The sequence below is a fragment of the Streptomyces sp. NPDC006207 genome, from assembly GCF_040613835.1.
In the GTDB taxonomy this organism is placed as follows: Bacteria; Actinomycetota; Actinomycetes; order Streptomycetales; family Streptomycetaceae; genus Actinacidiphila.
The window spans coordinates 88,542-108,980 of record NZ_JBEXSX010000014.1; the positions used below are offsets into that span (position 1 = coordinate 88,542).

General features: G+C 72.8%; 19 protein-coding genes. 8 read left to right on the top strand and 11 right to left on the bottom strand.

Going from position 1 to position 20,439, the window contains the following annotated elements:
• Together ABZ312_RS14130 and ABZ312_RS14135 are read left to right on the top strand one after the other, a co-directional pair.
• Window positions 1-1,002 (top strand): VldE C-terminal domain-containing protein, encoded by a 1,002-nt coding sequence (locus ABZ312_RS14130; protein WP_500327993.1) that lies wholly within the window; start codon window positions 1-3, stop codon window positions 1,000-1,002.
• 285 nt (window positions 1,003-1,287) lie between these two features.
• Window positions 1,288-1,704 (top strand): ATP-binding protein, encoded by a 417-nt coding sequence (locus tag ABZ312_RS14135; protein WP_500327994.1) that lies wholly within the window; start codon window positions 1,288-1,290, stop codon window positions 1,702-1,704.
• Window positions 1,705-1,783: 79 nt separating this feature from the next.
• Here the strand turns inward: ABZ312_RS14135 and dapC are convergent, their stop codons facing one another.
• Together dapC and fdxA are read right to left on the bottom strand one after the other, a co-directional pair.
• The gene (gene dapC, locus ABZ312_RS14140; RefSeq protein WP_500327996.1) at window positions 1,784-2,896 is read right to left on the bottom strand and encodes a succinyldiaminopimelate transaminase; all 1,113 of its coding nucleotides are present in this window, start codon (window positions 2,894-2,896) and stop codon (window positions 1,784-1,786) included.
• Between the two features lie 94 nt (window positions 2,897-2,990).
• Window positions 2,991-3,311, bottom strand: coding sequence for a ferredoxin (gene fdxA / locus ABZ312_RS14145; RefSeq protein WP_018561461.1), 321 nt, complete (start codon window positions 3,309-3,311; stop codon window positions 2,991-2,993).
• Between the two features lie 113 nt (window positions 3,312-3,424).
• Between fdxA and ABZ312_RS14150 the strand changes: the two genes are divergently transcribed.
• The gene (locus ABZ312_RS14150) at window positions 3,425-4,450 is read left to right on the top strand and encodes a GNAT family N-acetyltransferase (RefSeq protein ID WP_500328047.1); all 1,026 of its coding nucleotides are present in this window, start codon (window positions 3,425-3,427) and stop codon (window positions 4,448-4,450) included.
• A gap of 10 nt (window positions 4,451-4,460) precedes the next feature.
• Window positions 4,461-5,285 (top strand): transglutaminase family protein, encoded by an 825-nt coding sequence (locus tag ABZ312_RS14155; protein ID WP_500327997.1) that lies wholly within the window; start codon window positions 4,461-4,463, stop codon window positions 5,283-5,285.
• Between the two features lie 80 nt (window positions 5,286-5,365).
• Here the strand turns inward: ABZ312_RS14155 and ABZ312_RS14160 are convergent, their stop codons facing one another.
• The 8 genes from ABZ312_RS14160 to ABZ312_RS14195 form a co-directional block, all read right to left on the bottom strand.
• A complete protein-coding gene (locus ABZ312_RS14160; RefSeq protein WP_500327998.1) occupies window positions 5,366-5,974 on the bottom strand; it encodes a response regulator in 609 nt (202 codons plus the stop codon).
• Window positions 5,904-7,151 carry a sensor histidine kinase gene (locus ABZ312_RS14165; RefSeq protein WP_500356697.1) on the bottom strand — a complete coding sequence of 416 codons (1,248 nt, stop codon included), beginning with the start codon at window positions 7,149-7,151 and terminating at the stop codon, window positions 5,904-5,906. Before ABZ312_RS14165 ends, ABZ312_RS14160 begins: the two co-directional genes overlap by 71 nt.
• Window positions 7,152-7,164: 13 nt before the next feature.
• The gene (locus tag ABZ312_RS14170) at window positions 7,165-7,878 is read right to left on the bottom strand and encodes an ABC transporter permease (protein WP_500437723.1); all 714 of its coding nucleotides are present in this window, start codon (window positions 7,876-7,878) and stop codon (window positions 7,165-7,167) included.
• Complete coding sequence (locus ABZ312_RS14175) at window positions 7,875-8,789, bottom strand: ABC transporter ATP-binding protein (RefSeq protein ID WP_500328001.1); 915 nt, start codon at window positions 8,787-8,789, stop codon at window positions 7,875-7,877. The genes ABZ312_RS14170 and ABZ312_RS14175 overlap by 4 nt, the downstream gene beginning before the upstream one ends.
• A gap of 136 nt (window positions 8,790-8,925) precedes the next feature.
• On the bottom strand, window positions 8,926-10,998 hold the full coding sequence (locus ABZ312_RS14180) for a VanW family protein (RefSeq protein ID WP_500328002.1): 2,073 nt from the start codon (window positions 10,996-10,998) through the stop codon (window positions 8,926-8,928).
• A gap of 194 nt (window positions 10,999-11,192) precedes the next feature.
• Window positions 11,193-11,549 carry a DUF6113 family protein gene (locus ABZ312_RS14185; protein ID WP_499513773.1) on the bottom strand — a complete coding sequence of 119 codons (357 nt, stop codon included), beginning with the start codon at window positions 11,547-11,549 and terminating at the stop codon, window positions 11,193-11,195.
• On the bottom strand, window positions 11,546-12,439 hold the full coding sequence (gene mshB / locus ABZ312_RS14190) for an N-acetyl-1-D-myo-inositol-2-amino-2-deoxy-alpha-D-glucopyranoside deacetylase (RefSeq protein ID WP_500328003.1): 894 nt from the start codon (window positions 12,437-12,439) through the stop codon (window positions 11,546-11,548). Before mshB ends, ABZ312_RS14185 begins: the two co-directional genes overlap by 4 nt.
• Before the next feature lie 50 nt (window positions 12,440-12,489).
• On the bottom strand, window positions 12,490-12,684 hold the full coding sequence (locus ABZ312_RS14195) for a hypothetical protein (protein WP_431950994.1): 195 nt from the start codon (window positions 12,682-12,684) through the stop codon (window positions 12,490-12,492).
• A 188-nt stretch (window positions 12,685-12,872) separates the two neighbouring features.
• Between ABZ312_RS14195 and ABZ312_RS14200 the strand changes: the two genes are divergently transcribed.
• Entirely contained in the window at window positions 12,873-15,005 is a 2,133-nt protein-coding gene (locus ABZ312_RS14200; RefSeq protein ID WP_500328004.1) for a S9 family peptidase, read from the top strand.
• Here ABZ312_RS14200 and ABZ312_RS14205 read toward each other — a convergent pair.
• A complete protein-coding gene (locus ABZ312_RS14205) occupies window positions 15,002-16,018 on the bottom strand; it encodes a hypothetical protein (RefSeq protein ID WP_500328005.1) in 1,017 nt (338 codons plus the stop codon). The genes ABZ312_RS14200 and ABZ312_RS14205 overlap by 4 nt on opposite strands.
• 435 nt (window positions 16,019-16,453) lie before the next feature.
• On the opposite strand from ABZ312_RS14205, the gene ABZ312_RS14210 reads away from it, so the two are divergent.
• The 3 genes from ABZ312_RS14210 (at window position 16,454) to ABZ312_RS14220 (ending at window position 20,408) form a co-directional block, all read left to right on the top strand.
• Complete coding sequence (locus ABZ312_RS14210; protein WP_500328006.1) at window positions 16,454-17,482, top strand: ABC transporter permease; 1,029 nt, start codon at window positions 16,454-16,456, stop codon at window positions 17,480-17,482.
• Between the two features lie 86 nt (window positions 17,483-17,568).
• Complete coding sequence (locus tag ABZ312_RS14215; RefSeq protein WP_500437725.1) at window positions 17,569-19,350, top strand: ABC transporter substrate-binding protein; 1,782 nt, start codon at window positions 17,569-17,571, stop codon at window positions 19,348-19,350.
• A gap of 80 nt (window positions 19,351-19,430) precedes the next feature.
• Window positions 19,431-20,408, top strand: coding sequence for an ABC transporter permease (locus tag ABZ312_RS14220; RefSeq protein WP_500328009.1), 978 nt, complete (start codon window positions 19,431-19,433; stop codon window positions 20,406-20,408).
• Window positions 20,409-20,439 lie beyond the last annotated feature (31 nt).

Sequence of the window (20,439 nt, forward strand, 5' to 3'; positions counted from 1 at the left end):
GTGCCGAAGCCACCGTCGACCTCGACACCCGCCGCAAGCGCCCCCCGCAGGCGGGGGCGCGCAGCCCGTCTGATCACCGCAGGACTGGTCCTGCTGGGGGTCGCGGGCTACTCCGCGTACCACCTGGCCGGCGTCGGCGGCGGTCCGCGCCATCCGGCCTGCACGGTCACCACGGAGGCCGGCAGCCTGACCCTGGAGCCCCAGCAGGCGGCGAACGCCTCCACGATCGCCGCGGTGGCGACCTCGCGCGGGCTGCCGGAGCGGGCGGTGACGATAGCGCTGGCCACGTCCATGCAGGAGTCGGCGCTGCGCAATCTCGACCACGGGGACCGCGACTCGGTGGGCCTGTTCCAGCAGCGCCCTTCGCAGGGCTGGGGCACGGCCGCGCAGATCATGGACCCGGTCTACGCCTCCAACGAATTCTTCGACGGCCTGGTGAAGATCCACGGCTATTCCCGGCTGCCCCTCACGGTGGCCGCGCAGAAAGTGCAGAAGAGCGGCTTCCCGCAGGCGTACGCCAAGCACGAGGCGGACGCCGCGCTGCTCGCCGGCGCGCTGACCGGCCGGCACGCCGGGGCGCTCACCTGCGTCACCCCCCTGGCCGCGGGGACGGTCTCCGGGGGCGACCCGGCGAAGGTGCGGGAGCGGCTGGTGCGGGAGTTCGGGGCCGACGTGGCGCCGCGCACCACCGAGACGCCCGCGGACCCGGACGGCGAGGCCGCGCGGGACGCCAAGAACGGTGCGCGGGGCCGGGGTCCGGCGCGGCGCACGGTGGCCGTGCCGTCGGCCCCGGCGGGGAACGAGGCGCGCGGCGACGAGGGCCGGCGGGGCTGGGAGCTGGCCCAGTGGGCGGTGGCGCACGCCCATGAACTGAAGGTGGAGAAGGTGTCCTTCGGGAACCGCGAGTGGTCGGCGGAGGCCTCCGACCGGGGCTGGACGGCATCGAATTCCGACGCCGCGCACGGGGCCGGCGGCGACGTCAGGATCACCGTCGCGCAATAGTGCGGGCATTCACCCCCAGGCGGGTGATTGATACGCCAAAACCATCAGATGCGAATCCGCTCGTTCGGGGGTGCGAAAAAAGCTCCTGATCAAGGGCTGTGACGTTTCCGCGGCACTTCCGGCCCCGTCCGAATTGCTCCGCTTTACCGTCCCGGGAATCCTTTCGCATTACCAATTCTTTACTCTTGGGGGCCGCAACCTTCGGCCCCCTTCACGCGGTAGTCACGACGTCCGCCCCGCGGACATGTCACGTCGAAACCGTCGTCTCTCCGTAAAAGGAGCACCATGTCTCTCCCCCTCGCGCGTCGGATCGCCCGGGCTGCCCTGCTGGTCGGCGCGGCCGCGGCTCCTCTCATCGGTGCCGGTGCCGCGTCCGCCGCAGCGCTGCCGCAGGTCGGCGACCTGGGTGGGCTGACCAACGTGGACAAGACCCCCGAGCTCACCGGCACCGTGAACGGCGTGGCCAAGCAGTCCGGCGCCGTGAAGACCGTGCAGGAGGCGCTGCCCGCGACGACCGACACCGTCAGCGACCTGGCCAAGGACGCCCAGCCCGCCGTCAAGGGCGCGGCGACGCAGACCGCCAGGACCGTCGGCGGCACCGCCCAGGAGCTCGGGAAGACCGCCGCCAAGGGCTCCGGGCTGCCGGGCGGGCTCCCCTCCACCGGGCAGCTGCCCCTCCAGGGGCTCCCCATCGGCGGCTGACCCCCCACAGCCGCACCGAAAGGGCCCGGGGAGCGGTGCTCCCCGGGCCCTTTGCGCCCGCGTCGTGGCCGCCCGCGCCTCAGGAGGACAGCCGGCGCACCGCCGCCGCCACCCGCTCGTCGGTGGCCGTGAAGGCGATCCGCACGTACCGCTCCCCCGCCGCGCCGTAGAAGTCGCCGGGCGCCACGAGGATGCCGTGCTTGGACAGGTCCGCGACGGTGTCCCAGCAGGACTCGTCACGCGTCGCCCACAGGTACAGGCTCGCCTCGCTGTGCTCGATGCGGAAGCCGGCCGCCTCGAAGGCCTCGCGCAGGGACGCCCGCCGCCGCGCGTAGCGCTCGCGCTGCCGGGCCACGTGGGCGTCGTCCCCGAGCGCGGCGACCGTGGCGGCCTGCACCGGGGCGGGCGTCATCATGCCGCCGTGCTTGCGGATCTGCAGCAGCTCGCCGAGCACGGCCGGGTCGCCCAGGAGGAACGCTGAGCGGTAGCCGGCCAGGTTGGAGCGCTTGGACAGCGAGTGGACGGCCACGATGCCCTCGTAGGAGCCGCCGCAGACGTCCGGGTGCAGGACCGACACCGGGTCGGCGTCCCAGCCCAGCTCCAGGTAGCACTCGTCGCTGAACACCAGCACGCCGTGCTCGCGCGCCCAGGCGACGGCACGGGTCAGCTCGTCCTTGGACAGCACGCGACCGGTGGGGTTGGAGGGGCTGTTGAGCCACAGCAGCCGCAGCCCGGCCGGGTCGGGCTCGGTCGGTTCGTCGTAGACGACCGCCTCGGCGCCCGCCAGCCGCGCGCCGACCTCGTAGGTCGGGTAGGCCAGCCGCGGGTACGCCACCTTGTCGCCCGCGCCGAGACCCAGTTGGGTCGGCAGCCAGGCGACCAGTTCCTTGGAGCCGACGACCGGCAGCACGTGCGCGTCGGTCAGGCCGGTGGCGCCCAGCCGGCGGCCGGCCCAGCCGGTGATGGCGGCGCGCAGCTCGGGCGTCCCCCACACGGTCGGGTACCCGGGGCTGTCCGCGGCCCCGGCCAGGGCCCGCTGCACGATGTGCGGGACCGGGTCGACCGGGGTGCCGACCGACAGGTCGACGATGCCGCCGGGATGGGCGGCGGCCGTGGCCTTGTACGGTTCGAGCCGGTCCCAGGGGAAGACGGGGAGCCTGGACGAGACTGGCTGCGCCACGGTGGTGCTCACTTTCCGTTCCTCGCAGGCACGCGGCCTGCCACTACCTGAAACACGGCGGTCCCGTACGGCGGTGTGCCGTACGGGACCGCCCGCAACGGTCGGGTCACTCGCCCTGCGGCGGCAGGGCGGCGATGAAGGGGTGGTCGCGCTCGATCAGCCCGAGCTTGGAGGCACCACCGGGCGAGCCGAGCTCGTCGAAGAACTCGACGTTCGCCTTGTAGTAGTCCTTCCACTCCTCCGGGGTGTCGTCCTCGTAGAAGATGGCCTCCACCGGGCAGACCGGCTCACAGGCTCCGCAGTCGACGCATTCGTCCGGGTGGATGTACAAGGACCTCTGGCCCTCGTAGATGCAGTCGACGGGGCACTCCTCGATGCACGCCTTGTCCTTGACGTCGACACAAGGCTGCGCGATGACGTAGGTCACGCTGTCGTTCCTCCTCGGTAGGGCTGTCTCGCGCGGGAGCGCGGCGTCGTCGATGCCCGCCCCTAGTATCTCCGTTCTTGGGCAGCAGACGAACAGGAGGGGCGGTCATGAGCATGGATTTCACCGCCGGAGGCCGGCTCGAGGTACGCATAACCCCTTCTGACGTGGGCAAACGCGTTTCGGTCCGAAGGATCGCGGAGATCGTCGAGGGGCGGCCGGTGTTCGCCGACGCCGTCGGGATTCTCACATCGTGGAACGAAGGGGTGCTTGTTGTCACCCGTCGGGACGGGGAGACCGTCCGCATCGCGGAATCGTCCCTGGTCGCGGGCAAGATCGTGCCCGACGCACCGGCGCGCCGCGGCGCCCGTGCGCCCCGCGCGACGGCCAGGGAGCTGCAGGAATCGGCCTCCCGCTGCTGGCCCGCGCAGGAGGCCGCCCGGCTGGGCGCGTGGACGCTGCGGGCGGCCGGCGGCTTCACCCGGCGCGCCAACTCCGTGCTGCCCCTGGGCGATCCGGGTGTCCCGCTGACGGAGGCCGCCGCGCGGATCGCCCGCTGGTACGGCGATCGCGGACTGCCGGCGTACGTGCAGGTCACGACCGGCAGCGAGGACTCCGACGAGACGCTGGCGCAGGCGCTGGGCGGCCTCGGCTGGACAGCGGAGGGCCACGCCCTGCTGCGCACGGCCGCCCTGGCGCCGATCGCGGACCTGCCCGGCGCCGAGGCCGTACGCCTGTCCCGCGAGGCCGACGCGGCGTGGCTCGCCCGCTACCACCGCACGGGTGACCTCGGCGACGCGGCCCTGAAGGTGCTCACCGGCGGCCCCTCGGTGTGGTTCGCCACGGTGCCGGGGGACGGCGACCCCGCCGACACCGGGCCCGCGGCGATCGGGCGCTGCGTCGTCGACGGCCGCTTCGCCTCCTTCGGCGCCGTCGAGGTGGCCCCCTCCCACCGGCGGCGCGGACTGGCCCTGGCCGTGATGGCCGCGCTCGCCCGCAAGGCCCTGGACGAGGGCGCCTCCGGCGCGTACCTGCAGGTCGAGACCGACAACGAGGGCGCGCGCGCCCTCTACGACCGGATGGGCTTCACCACCCACCACGCGTACCACTACCGGCGCGGCCCGCTGTCCGCGGAAGGGTGAGAACCCCGGTATGGACGACTCCACCAGGCAGCGCTTCGCCGAGGCCGCCCGCGAGGTGCGCCCCGACCTCGCGGACCTGTGCCTGCTCATCGGGGCCGAGGCCGACCCGTCCCTCGACGAGGCCGGGACGGACGCGGCGCAGATGGAACTCGACCGTCTCGCCGGGCTCCTGCCGTACGGCCTCACCGGCCCCGCCGAGTGGGCCGACGCCACCGCCGAACTGCTCGCCGGCCGCTGCGGGTTCGGCGGCTCCCCGGCCGACTACCAGCGGCTGGAGTCCTCGCTGCTGCACGAGGTGCTGCAACGACGGCGCGGGCTGCCGATCCTGCTGTCGGTGGTCTGGATGGAGGTCGTCCGGCGCGCCGGCGGCCCGGTCCACGGCGTCGCCCTCCCCGGGCACTTCGTCGTGGGCTTCGGCGACCCCGCGGGCGTCTTCGTGCTGACCGACCCCTTCAACGGCGGCCGGCGGCTCGGGGAGGAGGACGTGCGCCTGCTGGTGGCGGGCGCGACGGGGGCCGCGCCCTCCCCGGCGATGCTGGAACCCGCGGATCCCCTGGACATCGTGCTGCGGGTGCTCAACAACATCCGCGCGTGGGCCTCGGCACGGCCGGAGCACCTGACGACGCAGCTGTGGGCGGTCGAACTGGCGCTGCTGCTGCCCCACCATCCGGCACGGCTGCGCCTCGAACACGCCCAACTCCTGGTGCGGAAGGGGGACTTCGCGCGGGGCGCCGCGGAGATGGAGGCGTACGCGGACGTGCTCGCCGAGGCGGAGCCCTCCGCCGCGACCGCGATGCGGCGGCAGGCGCGGGCCGCCCGGGCGCTCCTCAACTGACCGGGGGGTGCCGGCACGCAGGCGGGTTGTGGCAGGCGGTCCGCCGCGAGGCGGAACGGGTGGGCACGGGCGGCGGGCGGCTAGAGCCAGCCGCGTTCGAGGGCGATGCGGACCGCTTCTGCGCGGTTGCGCGCGGCGGTCTTCTGGATCGCGGTGGAGAGGTAGTTGCGGACGGTCCCCTCGGAGAGGTGGAGGCGCCGGGCGATGTCCGCGTTGAGGGAACCGTCGGCCGCCGCGCGCAGGACGTCGCGCTCGCGCGGGGTGAGGGGGTCGGCCCCCTCCGAGAGCGCGGCGGCGGCGAGCACCGGGTCGATCACCTTCTCCCCCCGCAGCACCCTGCGCACCGCCTCCGCGAGTTCCCCCGCGGGCGCGTCCTTGACCAGGAACGCGTCGGCGCCCGCCTCCATGGCCCGGCGCAGGTACCCGGGCCGGCCGAAGGTGGTGACGATGACGACGCGGACCCCGGGCAGTTCCGCCCGCACCACGGCGGCCGCGTCGAGGCCGGTCATCGCGCCGGGCATCTCGATGTCGAGGAGGGCGACCTGCGCCCCGGCGTCGCGGGCCGCTCCGACGACGTCCTCGCCGCGCGCGACCTGCGCGACCACCTCGATGTCCTCCTCAAGCCCCAGCAGCGCGGCCAGGGCCTCGCGCACCATCGACTGGTCCTCCGCCAGCAGCACCCGGATCATGGCCGTGAGCGTAGTCGGCAGGGACGACGGCGTGGAGGGTGAAGCCGCCGTCCGCGGCGGTCTCCAGACGGCCACCGGCGAGCATCAGGCGCTCCTCCAGGCCGGTCAGCCCGTTGCCGCGCCGTGTGCCGCCGGGGCCCGGGCCGCGCCCGTCGTCGGCTACGGTGAGCCGTACCGTGCCGTCGTCCTCGGCGACGGTCACCACGCAGCGGGCGGCGCCGCTGTGCCGTACGACGTTGGTGACGGCCTCGCGCAGGGCCCAGGCCAGCGCGCCCTCGGCCTCCGGGGCGAGCGGGGCGGCCACGGTCGCGGGCAGCTCGGCGCGGACCCCGGCGGCCTGCAGCGCGCCACGGGCGCCGGCGAGCTCGGCGGCGAGGGTGGGCCTGCGGTAGCCGCTGACGGCCTCCCGCACGTCCACGAGGGCCTGCCGGCTGACCCGCTCGATGTCGGCGACCTGCGCGGCGGCGTCCTCGGGACGGCCGGGCAGCATGCGCCCGGCCAGTTCGCTCTTGAGGGTGATCAGCGAGAGCGAGTGGCCGAGCAGGTCGTGCAGGTCGCGGGCGAGCCGCAGGCGTTCCTCCGTGGCGGCCAGCTGGGCCACCGCCGCCCGGGCCTCGCGCAGTTCGCGGGTGGTGCGCACCAGCTGGCGCACCCCGGTCATGGCGTAGCCGCCGAGCAGGCACGGCACGAGCAGCGAGACCACCGTGGCCTGGTTCGCCCCGGTGAGCCCGGCGACGGCCGCGAGCACCGCGGTCACCAGCGGGATCGCCCAGCGCGCCTGCCGACCGGGCAGCACTGCCCCGCAGCCGACGGCCAGGTAGACGAACAGCACGAGGAAGGCGTCGCCCAGGGTGAACGTCATCAGCAGGCCCAGCGCGCCGAGCAGCAGGAGCTGCCCGTACACCCACCGCGGCTGGTGTTCCGCGTTGGTCCGCAGGAAGACGATGCCCAGGTAGGCGGCGACGAAGGCGGTGAGCCCGAGCCAGCCGAGCACGGTCGCGGTGAGGCCGTGCCCGCCCTCGGCGAGGTCGCTGACCGGGGCGCCCAGGTAGAGCATCCACATGGCCACCCAGACCAGCTTGACCACGGCCTGGCGGCGGTTCTCCGGGGCCCTGCCGATGGCCGGGGCGTCCCGGGGCTCGGCGGCCTCCCGCTGCTGTGTCGTTCCGGCGGCCACGATCGTTCTCCTCTCAGGCCTTCGCGGTGTCCTTGCGGTACATCCAAGCGGCCGTCCCGGCGAAGACCAGCCCGTAGACCACCAGTACGGCGATGTCCCGGGCGCGCGGGGCCTGGCCGAGTTCGACGGCCTGGCCGAGCGCCGCATACGGCCGGGCCGGCAGCAGGTTCGCGATGTCGCGCAGCCAGCCGGGGAAGGAGCTGAAGGGCATCCACAGGCCGCCGAGCAGCGCGAGCCCGAAGTAGGCGATCATCGCGATGGGGCGGGCGGTCTCCGCCGAGGCGACGTAGCCGATGGCCACGCCGAGCGCGGCGAAGACGAAGCTCCCCGCCCAGCTGGTGAGCAGCACCCCGGCCCACTGCCAGGCGGCCATCCGCACGCCCTTCACGGCGCCGCCGGCGAGCAGCACGAGCACGATCGAGGGCAGGCTGACCGTGGCGGCCGCGGCGATCTTCGCCAGGACGTAGCCGCGCCCGGGGAGGGCGGTGAGCCGCAGCTGGCGCACCCAGCCCTTGTCGCGCTCCCGGGCGATCCGCTCGGAGTTGCCCATGAGCACGGCGGTCATGGCGCCGAAGGCGCACATCGCGACCATGTAGTACGGCACCATCGCGGCCTTCTGCCCCGCCGTGAGGATCATGAAGAGCAGCACCGGGTACAGCACCGAGAAGAACATGAACCTGCGGTTGCGCAGGACGCGCAGGATCTCCAGCCGGGCCAGCGTCCTCATCGCGCCGCCACCTCCTCCGTGGACTCCTTGGACGACTCCGTGATGGCCAGGAAGGCCTGCTCCAGGCCGAGCCCGGCGACCTCCAGGTGCCGGGGGTAGAGCCCAGCCGCGTAGACCGCGTGCACCGTCGCGTCGGCGTCCGTGGAGCGGATGCGCACCGTGCGCCCGGTGACCTCCACGTCCGTGACCCGCGGCAGGGCCCGCAGGGCGGGCTCGTCCGGCGGGGTGTCCAGGTCGAAGACGATACGCCGGGCCCCGGCCCGCGCCTTGATCTCGGCGGCGGTGCCGTCGGCCACCAGCCGGCCGCCCTGCAGGACGAGCACCCGGTCGGCGACGGCGTCCGCCTCCTCCAGGTAGTGGGTCGCGAAGAGCACCGCACGGCCCTGCTTCACCTGGCCGCGCATGGCCTCCCAGAAGGCCTGCCGGGCGGAGACGTCCATGCCGGTGGTCGGCTCGTCGAGGACCAGCAGGTCGCTCGCGCCCGCCGTGGCCAGGGCGAAGCGCACGCGCTGCTCCTGGCCGCCGGAGAGCTTGTCGACCTTGCGGTCGGCGATGGACTCCAGCCCGGCGGCCGCCATCACCTCGGCGACGGGGTGGGCCCGCGGGTGCAGGTCGCAGGCGAGCCGTACCAGCTCGCGCACGGTGACCTCCTCCATGAGGCCGCCGCTCTGCAGCACGGCCCCGACCCGGCCCTCGGTGATCGCCCGGCGCGGGGTGGTCCCGAAGACCTCGACGGTGCCGGAGTCGGGCGTGCGCAGCCCCAGCAGCAGGTCCAGCGTGGTCGACTTGCCGGCGCCGTTGGGGCCCAGCAGGGCGACGGTCTCACCCGGGTGGAGGGTCAGGCTCAGGTCGTCGACGGCCCGGACCTGACCGAAGCTCTTGCTCACGTGCGTGAACACTGTTGCGGTCATGGCAGCAGCGTCGCCGACGGCACGGTCCGGGCGGCAGTGCCGGGCGTCCTGTCCCCCGGATGACAGATGTCATGGGTGTGGCCCCGGTACGGGTACCGGGGCCACACCCTTCACGCGTGGATCGGGCGACCGGGGGTCAGGACGTGCCCTCGATGGTCACCGTCTTCTTGGCGGTGTCGGTGGTCTGCAGGGCGGGCAGCATCGCGGAGGCGACGTCCTCCGGGGTGACGGCGGTCTTGCTGCCGTCCCCACGCTCGACCAGGACACCGTCGAAGGCGCCGCCGTACAGGCCCTTGAGCACCTTGCGGTCGATGTACGGCGTCAGGTTGCCGTCCTGGTCGGGCACCATCGTGAGGATCTTCGACAGCGAGTTCTGCGGGCTGAACGGGACGGGTTCCGCGGCGCCCGCTCGGACCATGACGTATCCGGACATGGCCGTCTTCCCGAAGCCGCTGACGGCCTTGTCGAGCGCCTCCTGGGTCACCTTGGGCTGGACGGTGGTGACCTTCAGGCTGACCGCGCCGGCCTTGCCGGTGGCGACCTGCGTGGCGTAGGCGGCGGTGACGGTGTCGATCGAGGCGGCCACGTCCACGCCCTCGTGGGGCTTGCCGGGGACGGCGACGGCCTTGCCCTTCACGAACTTGACCATGCCCTCGGAGCCCGAGCCGCCGAGCCCCCGGGAGAGCTTCTCCAACTGGGCGCGGAGCTTCTCGCTGTCCGTGGTCAGCACGGGTTCGGCGGCGCGCGAGCCGCCGAACAGCGAGCCGATGACGGTGACCGGGTTGTAGTCGCGGTGCGCCACGTTGCGGACGGTCGCGTCGGTGTCGAGGACGAGACCGGCGGCCGCGGGCTTCAGCGACGTGCGCTGGTCGCCGACGGTGACGGTGATCGGCGCGTTCTTCCGGGAGCCGAGCGCCTGGTCGAGGACCGCGACGGCCTGGTCCTTGGTCTTGCCGCCGATCCCGACGCCGTAGACGGTCGTACCGGCCGGGACGTCGGAGTGGTCCATCAGCAGTCCCGCGCCGTAGGCGATGCCCAGCACACCCAGCACGCCGACGCCCGCCAGTATGAGCTTGGAGCGGCCCTTGGCCTCGGGCTGCGCCGCGCTCTGACGGCCGGCGGGCGGGGCCGGCCGGTTGGCGGACGGTCCCGCGGGGGGAACCGCCGGGATGCCGCTGACGACGGTGTCGCCGGACATCCGGTCGGCCGCGGAGGACGGGAACGGCGTGGGGAACGGCGGCCGGGCGGCGGCAGGGCCCGCCGGGGGCACCCGCATCTCCCCGGTGACCGGGCCCGTGGTGGGGCCGGCCGGTGGCTGCTGCCCCGGGAAGGGCGCGCCTGCTCCGGGACCGGCGGGCCCCGCGCCGGGGCCGCCGGGGAACGGGCGTGGTGCCGGCGCGGGGCGTCCGGGACCCGCGGGGCCCCCAGGGCCGCCGGGGCCGCCCGGCATCACGGGGCCACCGGGACCCGCGGGGCCGCCGGGGCCACCCGGCGCCACCGGACCGCCGGGACCGGCCGGGCCGACCGCTCCGTCGTTCAGGTACGGGATGCCACCGCGTCGCGGGCCGCCGGGGGCGGCGCCAGGTCCCGGGACCGGTCCGCGCTCCATGGGGCCCGGCTGGGCGGGGATGTCGCCGAGCCGCATCGGCTGGGTGACCTCGGGAGCGGAGAACCCCTGCGTCGCCTCGGGACCGGGCGCCGGGCCCGGCCCCGGGCCGGCCTCGGGCCTGGGTGCGGCCTTCCGCGGCGCGAACCAGTCGCTGGCCGGCTTCTCGCCCTTGGGCGCGGGCGCGGGCTCCGCGGCGGGTTCCGGCGCGGGCGCCGGAACGCCCTGACCGGCCCCGGTGCCGCCGCCGGCGGCCCAGCCCGTGGACAGCGGGGCCGGCTCGGCCTCGGGGGCCGACGGGGCGGACCCGGCGGGCGCCCCTCCCTCCGCGCCGCCCTCGACGGGCGTGCGGACGACGACCGGCGGGATCGGTCGGGACCCGGGGATGTTGATGCGCACCCGGGTGGTCAGCGTGGTCTCGGTCTTGGTCTCCTCCGCGGCGGGAGCCGCAGCGGGCTCCCCGGTCGCGGCCCCGTCGCGCGGGTCCTCCTGCGGATGCAGCGACGGAAACGGTCGGGTTCCGTACGGCGGGGTACCCGACGGGTACGCGGCTCCGCCCCGGCCCTGGGGGCCGGGGGACGGACGATCAGTTTCACGACTCAAAGCAGGCTCTCCCGGTTCGCTTCGCCACCCGTCACGGCCTTTCCGCGGGCGGCCCGGCGGCGCGCACCACCATACTGGGCGCCGCGTCGGAGCCGCCTGCCCGCCGGATGGAGACCGCCCTGATCAAAGGGGTTTATGTGACGTCAACCGCCAAAACGGGCGACGCTCGCTCCGTAACGGACGCAACGTGGCGCCTATGGTGCCTCAAGTGATCCACCGGCGGGAGGACGGGGTTGCACAAGCGTGGCCGACATCACGCCGGCCATCGCTCCGCCCAACAGGTAGACGTACGGACTGATTCCGTTGGCGAACAGGAAATCACCCTCCGGGCGGGCGGAGCTCAGCAGCATCACGGTGATCAGCCACACCGCCGCCGGCACCACGGCGCCCAGCCGCGTGCCGGTCAGCCGGGCGCCGCCGTGGAAGAGCGCCGCGCTCCCGGCGAGCGCGAGCAGCAACCCGCCCGGGAACCAGGCGGCCTGGACCAGCGACCCCGCGACGGCGACCAGCACGCCCAGGACCACGAGCAACGGGTAGGCGGCGCGCCTCATGCCCCGGTCCCCGCGAACAGATCGTCCTCCAGGCTCCCGGCCGGCGCGGGCACGCCCTTGACCAGACGGTAGAACTCGGCACCGAACAAGGGCTGTCCGAGGTCGTTGGAGAGCGCGAAGAACGGGCCGTCCACCGCGATCTGGGTGACGTGGGCCTTCATCGCCGCGGCCTTCTGCCCGGCGTAGCGGGCCTCCACGTCGATGGCGGCGGTCACCAGGCCGTCGTCCACCACGCCCGGGACGTCGTCGGCGGTCGCGATGCCCTCGAAGGGGATCTGCCGGCCGGCCCCGCGCAGCCGGGCGAAGCCCTCCTCGACCACGCGGCGCGGGATGCAGTTCCAGTAGATCTTGGCGATGGAGTGCGGGCCGCCGAGGTCGCGCCGGTAGGCCGGTTCCGCGGCCAGTTCTGCGGCGCGCATGGAGACCCGGTGCGTCTTGATGTGGTCGGGGTGGCCGTAGCCGCCGTCGGGGTCGTACGTGACCAGGACCTGCGGACGGACCTCGCGGATCACCTCCACGAGGTACGAGGACGCGAGGTCGAGGTCCGCCTGCCAGAAGCTCTCCGGCCGGTCGTTCTGCGGCACGCCCATCATCCCGGAGTCCCGGAAGCGCCCGGGGCCGCCCAGGAAACGGTGGTCGGTGACGCCGAGCTGCGCCATGGCGTCGGCGAGTTCGCCGGTCCGGTGCGCGCCGAGGGTGTCGTCGCGATCGGGGGCCAGGTGCGCCAGCTCGGGCGGGATGACCTCGCCCTCCTCGCCGAGGGTGCACGTCACCAGCGTGACGAGCGCGCCCTCGGCGGCGTACTTGGCCATGGTGGCGCCGTTGTTGATCGACTCGTCGTCGGGATGCGCGTGGACGAGCAGCAGTCGGCGGGCGGGCGGTGCGGTCATGAGGAGAGCCTAGGGCAGGCCCCGCGGCTCACCAGGGGGAAGCCACGGGCTCAGAACTTGAAGTCGCCGATCATGCCCGCGACGTTGGTGGTGAGGTCCCGGATCGTCGGCGCGATGGAGGAACTCGCCAGGTAGAACCCGAGCAGTACGCAGACCACCGCGTGCCCCGCCTTCAAACCGGCTTTCCTGACCAGCAGGAAGACGACGATCAGCAGCAGCAGCACCGCCGAAATCGAAAGTGCCACAGCGGCACACCTCCAGGGCCTCAGAGTCCGACAGCACTTGCCAACCGGTTGTTACCCACTCTCGGCAGTGGATCATAACTTTGTGGCGCACCGCATAGCTCGTCGCACGGGAGCACGCGGGGGCGCATGGCCGGATCTCGTGGTTGGCGTGCGCCGGGCTCACCGGCGGGCGGTGGCACACTCCCCCCATGACGCAAGCGCTCTCGTTCCCGCGGCAGTACGCCCGCACGCAGCGGTTCTCGCTCGGCGCCCCGCGCGCCTTCACCGTGTCGCCGGACGGCGGCCGGATCGTCTTCCTGCGCTCCCGTTCCGGCACCGACCGCTCGCACCTGCTGTGGGTGCTGGACCCGCAGTCCGGTGCCGAGCGGGTCGCGGCGGACCCCGGGGTGCTGCTGTCGGGCGCGGCGGAGGAACTGTCGCCGCAGGAGAGGGCGCGCCGGGAGCGCAGCCGGGAAGGTTCGGCGGGAATCGTCGGCTACGCGACCGACGACGCGGTGGAGCTGGCCGCGTTCGCCTTGTCCGGAAGGCTCTTCACGGCGGAGCTGCGGGCCGGCACGGCCCGTGAGATCGCCGTGCCCGGCCCCGTGGTGGACCCGCGTCCGTCGCCGGACGGCCGCCGGGTGGCCTACGTGGCGGACGGCGCGCTGCGCGTGGTGGGCGCCGACGGCGGCGAGGACCGGGCGCTGGCCGAGCCCGAGGGCCCGGACGTCGGCTACGGACTGGCGGAGTTCATCGCCGCCGAGGAGATGTCCCGCAGCCGCGGCTACTGGTGGGCCCCGGACGGTGCCTCCGTACTGGCGGCCCGCGTGGACGCGTCCCCGGTCCGCCGCTGGTGGATCGCCGACCCCGCGAACCCCGCGCAGCCGCCCGCCGAGGTGGCCTACCCCGCCGCCGGCACCCCGAACGCCGAGGTCACGCTGGTCCTGCTGACGCTGGACGGGGCGGCGACGCCGGTGGAGTGGGACCGCGAGCGCTATCCGTACCTCGCTCAGGTGCACTGGTCGGCGGCGGGCCCGCCGCTGCTGCTGGTCCAGACCCGGGACCAGCGCGAGCAGCTGTACCTGACGGTGGACACCGCCACCGGCGGCACCCGGGAGGTGCACCGGGACAGCGATGAAATCTGGCTTGATCTTTTCCCCGGGGTGCCCGCCTGGCTGTCCGGCGAGCGCCTCGTGCGCATCTCCGACGAGAACGGCTCGCGAGCGCTGTTCGTCGGCGAACAGCCCTGGACGGGACCGGAGTTGCACGTGCGTGCGGTGCTCGGGACGGACGGCGACGGCGTCCTGCTGTCCGCCTCGGCGGGGCACGGCGCCAAGGACCCGGAGACCGGCGAGATCCATGTGTACCGCGCCGACGGAGGCCCCGCCGGAGCGGTCCGGCTGAGCGGCGGCCCGGGCGTGCACTCCGCGGTGCGCGCCGGGGCCGTGACGGTGCTGTCGTCCGCGTCGCTGGAGTCGGCCGCCACGGCCGTCCGGGTGCTGCGGGACGGCGAGCCGGTGACGCAGATCGCCTCGCACGCCCAGACCCCGGTCCTCACCGCGCGCCCGGTGCTCGTCAGCGCGGGCGAGCGCGGCGTCCCGGCGGCGGTGCTGCTCCCCTCGGGGCACCGGGAGGGCGACGGACCCCTGCCGGTGCTGATGGACCCGTACGGCGGGCCGCACGGCCAGATGGTGGTGAGCGCCCAGCGCGGCTACCTGCAGGCGCAGTGGCTGGCCGACCAGGGCTTCGCGGTGGTCGTCGCGGACGGCCGGGGCACCCCCGGGCACTCCCCCGCCTGGGAGAAGGCGATCGCCGGCGACTTCGCGGGCGTCACGCTCGACGACCAGGTCCACGTGCTGCACGCCCTGGCCGGCCGCTACCCCCTGGACCTGACCCGGGTGGGCATCCGCGGCTGGTCGTACGGCGGGTACCTGGCGGCGCTCGCCGTGCTGCGCCGCCCGGACGTCTTCCACGCCGCGGTGGCGGGCGCGCCGGTCACCGACTGGCGGCTGTACGACACGCACTACACCGAGCGCTACCTCGGCCACCCCGAGGAGCAGCCGGCGGTGTACGCCGCCAACTCCCTGGTCACCGACGCCGGACTGGCGGACCCGGCGGACGAGGTCCGGCCGCTGATGATCATCCACGGCCTCGCCGACGACAACGTGGTGGCCGCGCACACCCTGCGGCTGTCCTCCGCACTGCTGGCCGCGGGCCGCCCGCACGAGGTGCTCCCGCTGTCCGGGGTCACGCACATGACGCCGCAGGAGGAGGTCGCCGAGAACCTGCTCCTGCTCCAGGTCGCGTTCCTGAAGCGTTCTCTGGGCGTCGTGACAGGTTAGGGCGGGTCCTGCAGGTACGCCGCCCGCGCCTCAGAGGCGGGGCCGGGCGGCGGCGGCTGCGGGTAGGAGCCGAAGACGGGGAGGACGGCGGTCTGCTCGTACAGCGGCATGGACAGGTTGTCCGCCGCCGTGGGGACCTCCGCCTCCACGTACGGATCGCCGCCCGGTACGCCCACCGCCGCCAGGTCGCCGGGGACGAGCAACAGCGTCACCACCAGCGCGGCGCCCACCGCGAAGGCGGCGGCGAAGTCGTCGGCGCCCGGGGCGTCGATCCTCGAGGTGCCGATCACCGGGACCGCGGTCACGGCGAGCAGCCCGGCCACACAGATGCCCAGCGGCCGGGCGAACGGGGCCCGTACGAACGCGGCGAAGCCCGCGGCCGCGGCCAGGCCGGCCGTCGCCCAGACCAGCCACTCGTAGGGCGCCCCCAACTGGGAGTCCACCAGGTAGCCGCCTCCCACGGTGCGCCAGAAGAAGCCCGGCGGCAGCGGCGCCGCCGGGTCCGACCGCCGGGAGAACTCCAGGACGCCGGTGATGAGCGCCACCACGAGCAGCAGCATCCCCGCCAGCACGCCCGCCGCGGGCCGCGGCGGGGCGGGCGCGTCCTCGCCGGTGCGCCGTACGACGACCAGCAGTACGAGGGCACCGGCGATCTGCCCGCCCGCGGTCACCAGCAGGGCTCCCTGCAGTCCGGGCGGGCTGCCGCCCGAGGAGGGGGCCAGGAGGTACGCCGTGGGGGTGCGCAGCGCCAGGGTGAGCACCGCGGCCGCCCCGAGGACCCCGACGCCGCCGGGCTTGAGGGACGCGACCGCGGCGGCCACGTAGAGCCCGAGCAGCAGCAGGTCCACCGTGGAGGTCACCAACGGCGCCCCGCCGACGGGTACCGCGAGACCCGCCCACACCCTGACGGCGCCCTCCGCCCGGAACTGGACGAGGTCCTGGCCCAGCCAGGCCGCCTCGGCGGCCGCCAGGGCGGCACAGACCGTTCCTCCGAGCCGATACGCCTGCCGCATGGCCACCTCCCCGGCCCCTCCGGCAGCACTGTCCTTTGGCCTTCCGAGGGGATACGTACCGGGCCGGTCCAGCGTTCACCGCGGACGTACGGCGGCCGGCCGGGGCGATGTGCGATCACCCCGGCCGGCCCACGGCACCCGCACGGCCGTACGCTGCTCAGCGTGGCGCGTCCGTATATCGGTGATGCGTCGATCAAGTTGCCTGCGTGTAAAAGAATTTCATCCCGAATCCTCCGCATTCGCGGATGGACCGCGGAAGCTGTCAAGCACGCGTTCGCGACGATATCCAAAACCTTGCCCCAAGATAACGGCGATCTCGTCTCCCGATCGCTTCACCCCCTTGACTGGCCGCCAAATCCATTGCCCAATACCGGCTAGCTAGCCACGGGCGTTCACATGCGCCACCAAAACTCCTTGGTGCGGGGGCAGATGACCATGTCCAGTCCGAGCACGGCCGCGAACCGGCCGGAACCCGTTCCGGCAGAGGCGCCCGCCCCCGTCGAGGGCACCGGCAAGGAACCCTCCGAACTCGTCGGGCGCTCCCCGGGCCGGCTCGCCTGGATGCGCTTCCGCCGCGACCGCACCGGAATGGTCTGCGCCGGCGTCGTGCTCTTCTACCTCGTCGTGGCGCTGGCCGCGCCGCTGATCTCCAAGGTGTACGGCAAGAACCCCTACGAGCTGTACGGCCAGGACCTGGGCCTGCTCAACAGCTACGGGATCCCGCTCAAGCCCAACGGCGGCATCGACGGCGACTTCTGGTTCGGGCTCGAACCCCAGCTCGGCCGGGACGTGTTCACCCTGCTGATCTATGGAATCCGCACCTCGCTGGGCATCGCCCTCGCCGTGACCACGGTCTCCGTCGTCGTCGGCGTGCTCATCGGGCTCGTCCAGGGGTATCTCGGCGGGCGCACCGACTACCTCGTGGGCCGGTTCTCGGACCTGATGCTGTCCTTCCCGCAGCAGCTGTTCTTCATCGCCTTCACGCCGGTGATCGTGGCCCTCTTCGTCTCCCCGCGCGACGAGGAGCCGACCTACGTGCGCATCGCGGCGCTGGTCATCGTCCAGTTCGTCCTCGGCTGGATGAGCGTGGGCCGGCTGGTGCGCGCCCAGGTGCTGAGCCTGCGCGAGCGCGAGTTCATCGAGGCCGCGCGGATCAGCGGCGCCTCGTCGGCGCGGATCATCCGCAGGGAACTGCTGCCGAACATCTGGTCCACGATCCTGGTCCAGTCGACCCTGCTGCTCCCGGTGAACGTCACCGCCGAGGCGGGCCTTTCCTATCTCGGCGTCGGAATCCTCCCGCCCACCCCGGACTGGGGACTGATGTTCCAGCAGGCCGCGGCGTACTACGAATCCGACGTCACCTTCATGTTCTTCCCCGGCATCGCCATGGTGATCTTCGTGGTCGCCTTCAACCTGCTCGGGGACTCGGTCCGGGACGCACTCGATCCCAAGACCGTGCGCTAGGTGTCCAAGCCGCCGCGCCGGGCCCCTGTGGGGGGAGACCGGGCGCGTCGGTATCCGCAGTTCGGTTCACTGACAGGCAGGGATCAATGAGAATTCGCAAGGCGCGTTACGCCTCCGCGTTCCTGGCGTTGGGGGCTCTGACACTGTCCGCCGCATGCAGCAGCGGTGGCGGCGGGGGGACGGGCACCGGCGGCGGGGAGGGCAAGCAGGCCACCGTGCAGAACTTCGGCATCGGCACGGCCGCCGACTCCAAGGGCCCCGCCCCGGAGGTCCCGGGGGCCGAGAAGGGCGGCACGGCGTACGACCTGGACCAGGCGGGCTTCGACTACCTGGACCCCGGCCAGCAGTACGTCAGTGACCAGCTGTCGGTCCAGCTGCTCTACAACCGCTCGCTGACCGGCTACAAGATCGACGCCAAGACCGGCAAGACGATCCTCGTGGGCGACCTCGCCACCGACACCGGCAAGTCCTCCGACGGCGCGAAGACCTGGACCTTCACCCTCAAGGACGGCCTGAAGTTCGAGGACGGCACCCCGGTCACCTCCAAGGACGTCAAGTACGGCATCGAGCGGCTCTTCGCCGACTACCAGACGCAGGGCCCGCAGTACATCCAGAAGTGGCTCTACGGCGCCGACTACCGCAAGGCGTACACCGGCCCGTACGAGGGCAAGGAGATCCCCTCCGACAAGATCGACACCCCGGACGACAAGACCATCGTCTTCCACTTCCTGGAAGCCCACGCCGACACGCCCTACGCGGCCGCGATGCCCAACATCTCGCCGGTGCCCAAGGCCAAGGACGACAAGCAGAAGTACAACAACCACCCGGTCGCGACCGGCCCGTACAAGATCGCCAGCTACAAGCCGGGCAAGGAGCTGGTCTTCGAGCGCAACACCAACTGGGACCCGAAGACCGACCCGATCCGCAACGCCTACCCGGACAGCTGGAACTTCCAGCTCGGCATCGCCGAACCGGGCCTGACCAACCGGCTCGCGGCCGAGGACGGCAACGACAAGTACGCGGTGAACCTGTCCGGCTCCTCCGACCCGTCGAAGATGCAGACCCTGACGACGGACGCGCAGTACAAGTCGCGGACGGTGAACCAGTACCAGCCGTACGTCGAGGTCATCAACATCAACACCAAGCGGATCACGGATCCGAAGATCCGCCAGGCGATCATGTACGCCTTCCCCATGACCCAGGTCCAGCAGGCCTTCGGCGGCGGCGCCCAGGGCGAGCTCGGCACCACCCTGATCAGCCCGACCGTGGCCGGCTGGAAGAAGTACGACCCCTTCGGCAAGCTCGACAAGCCCACCGGTGACGTCGACAAGGCCAAGGAGCTGCTGAAGGAGGCCGGGGTCACCGGCAAGGTCAAGCTCTCCTACGCCTACGCCAACACCCCGCGCTGGCAGAACGTGTCGCTGACCATCGAGAAGGCCCTGGAGAAGGCCGGCTTCGACGTCCAGCGCAAGGCCATCGACCCGACCTCGTACTACACGGTCGTCGGCAAGCTCGACACCCCGTACGACATCTACCGCACCGGCTGGGGCGCGGACTGGCCCAGCGCCTCGACCGTGGTCCCGCCGACCCTGGACGGCCGCAACCTCGCCGACGGCACCAACAACTACTCGTTCCTCAACGACGAGCACGTCAACTCCGAGATCGACCGCATCCTGGCGATCACGGACATCAACAAGCAGAACGACGAGTGGCGGACCCTGTCCGAGTACGTGCTGAAGAACGACACGTCGCAGATCCCGTTCATCTTCGACAAGTACTTCAACATCCACGGCTCGGGCCTCGGCGGCGTCACCTACAACGAGGTCTACGGGACCATCAACCCGAACACGATCTTCGTCAAGCAGTAGTCCCCGCGCAGACACGCCGGTCCCGGCCTCTCCCCGGGCCGGGACCGGCGCCCCGACGGAACCGACGGAGAGCCTGACCCATGCTGCGTTTCCTGGTACGCCGTGTGCTGGGCGCGCTGGTCATCCTGCTGCTGATCAGCGCCATCACGTACTTCCTCTTCTTCTTCCTGCCCTCCGACCCGGCGCTGCTGTCCTGCGGCAAGAACTGCAGCCCGCAGAACGTGGCCCTGATCCGCAAGAACCTCGGCCTGGACCTGCCGATCTGGACCCAGTACTGGCACTTCATGGTCGGCATCTTCGCCGGCCGCGACATGCCCATCGGGTACTGCCCGGCGCCGTGCTTCGGCTACTCCTTCGCCGACCAGCAACCCGTCTGGGGCACCATCGCCGACCGCTACCCGACCACGCTGTCGCTGGCGGTCGGCGGCGCCACCGTCTTCCTGTGCGTCGGCGTCGGCCTCGGGCTGATCGCCGCCTGGCAGCAGGGCAAGGCCTTCGACCGGATCGCCAGCGGCATCTCGCTGGTCGGCAACTCCGTGCAGATCTACTTCCTCGGACCGATCGCCATCGGCTTGTTCGCCAGCAGCTGGCACCTGCTGGACCGCGGACACGACCCGGACTGGTCGCACGACCCGTGGGGTTCGGTGCAGGGGCTGATCCTGCCCTGCATGGTGCTGTCGGTGATCTTCTGGTCCAACTACAGCCGGCAGACGCGCTCGCTGATGGTGGAGCAGATGTCCGAGGACCACATCCGGGCCGCCCGCGCCAAGGGCATGTCCTCCCGCTACGTGTTCCTGCGGTACGCGCTGCGCGGCGCCGCCGCCTCCATCATCACCATCTTCGGCATCGACCTGAGCGCGGTCCTCGGCGGCGCGATCATCACCGAGGTCACCTTCGGACTGCACGGCCTCGGCCTGCTGTCCGTGCAGGCCGTGCTCCGCAGCGACCTGCCGCTGGAGATGGCCGTGATGCTGATCGGCGCCACGATCATCGTCGCCTGCAACATCGTCGTCGACGCCGCCTACGCCCTCATCGACCCCCGGATCAGGCTTTCGTGAGCCGGGACGCTCCCCGGCACGCAGAGGAGAA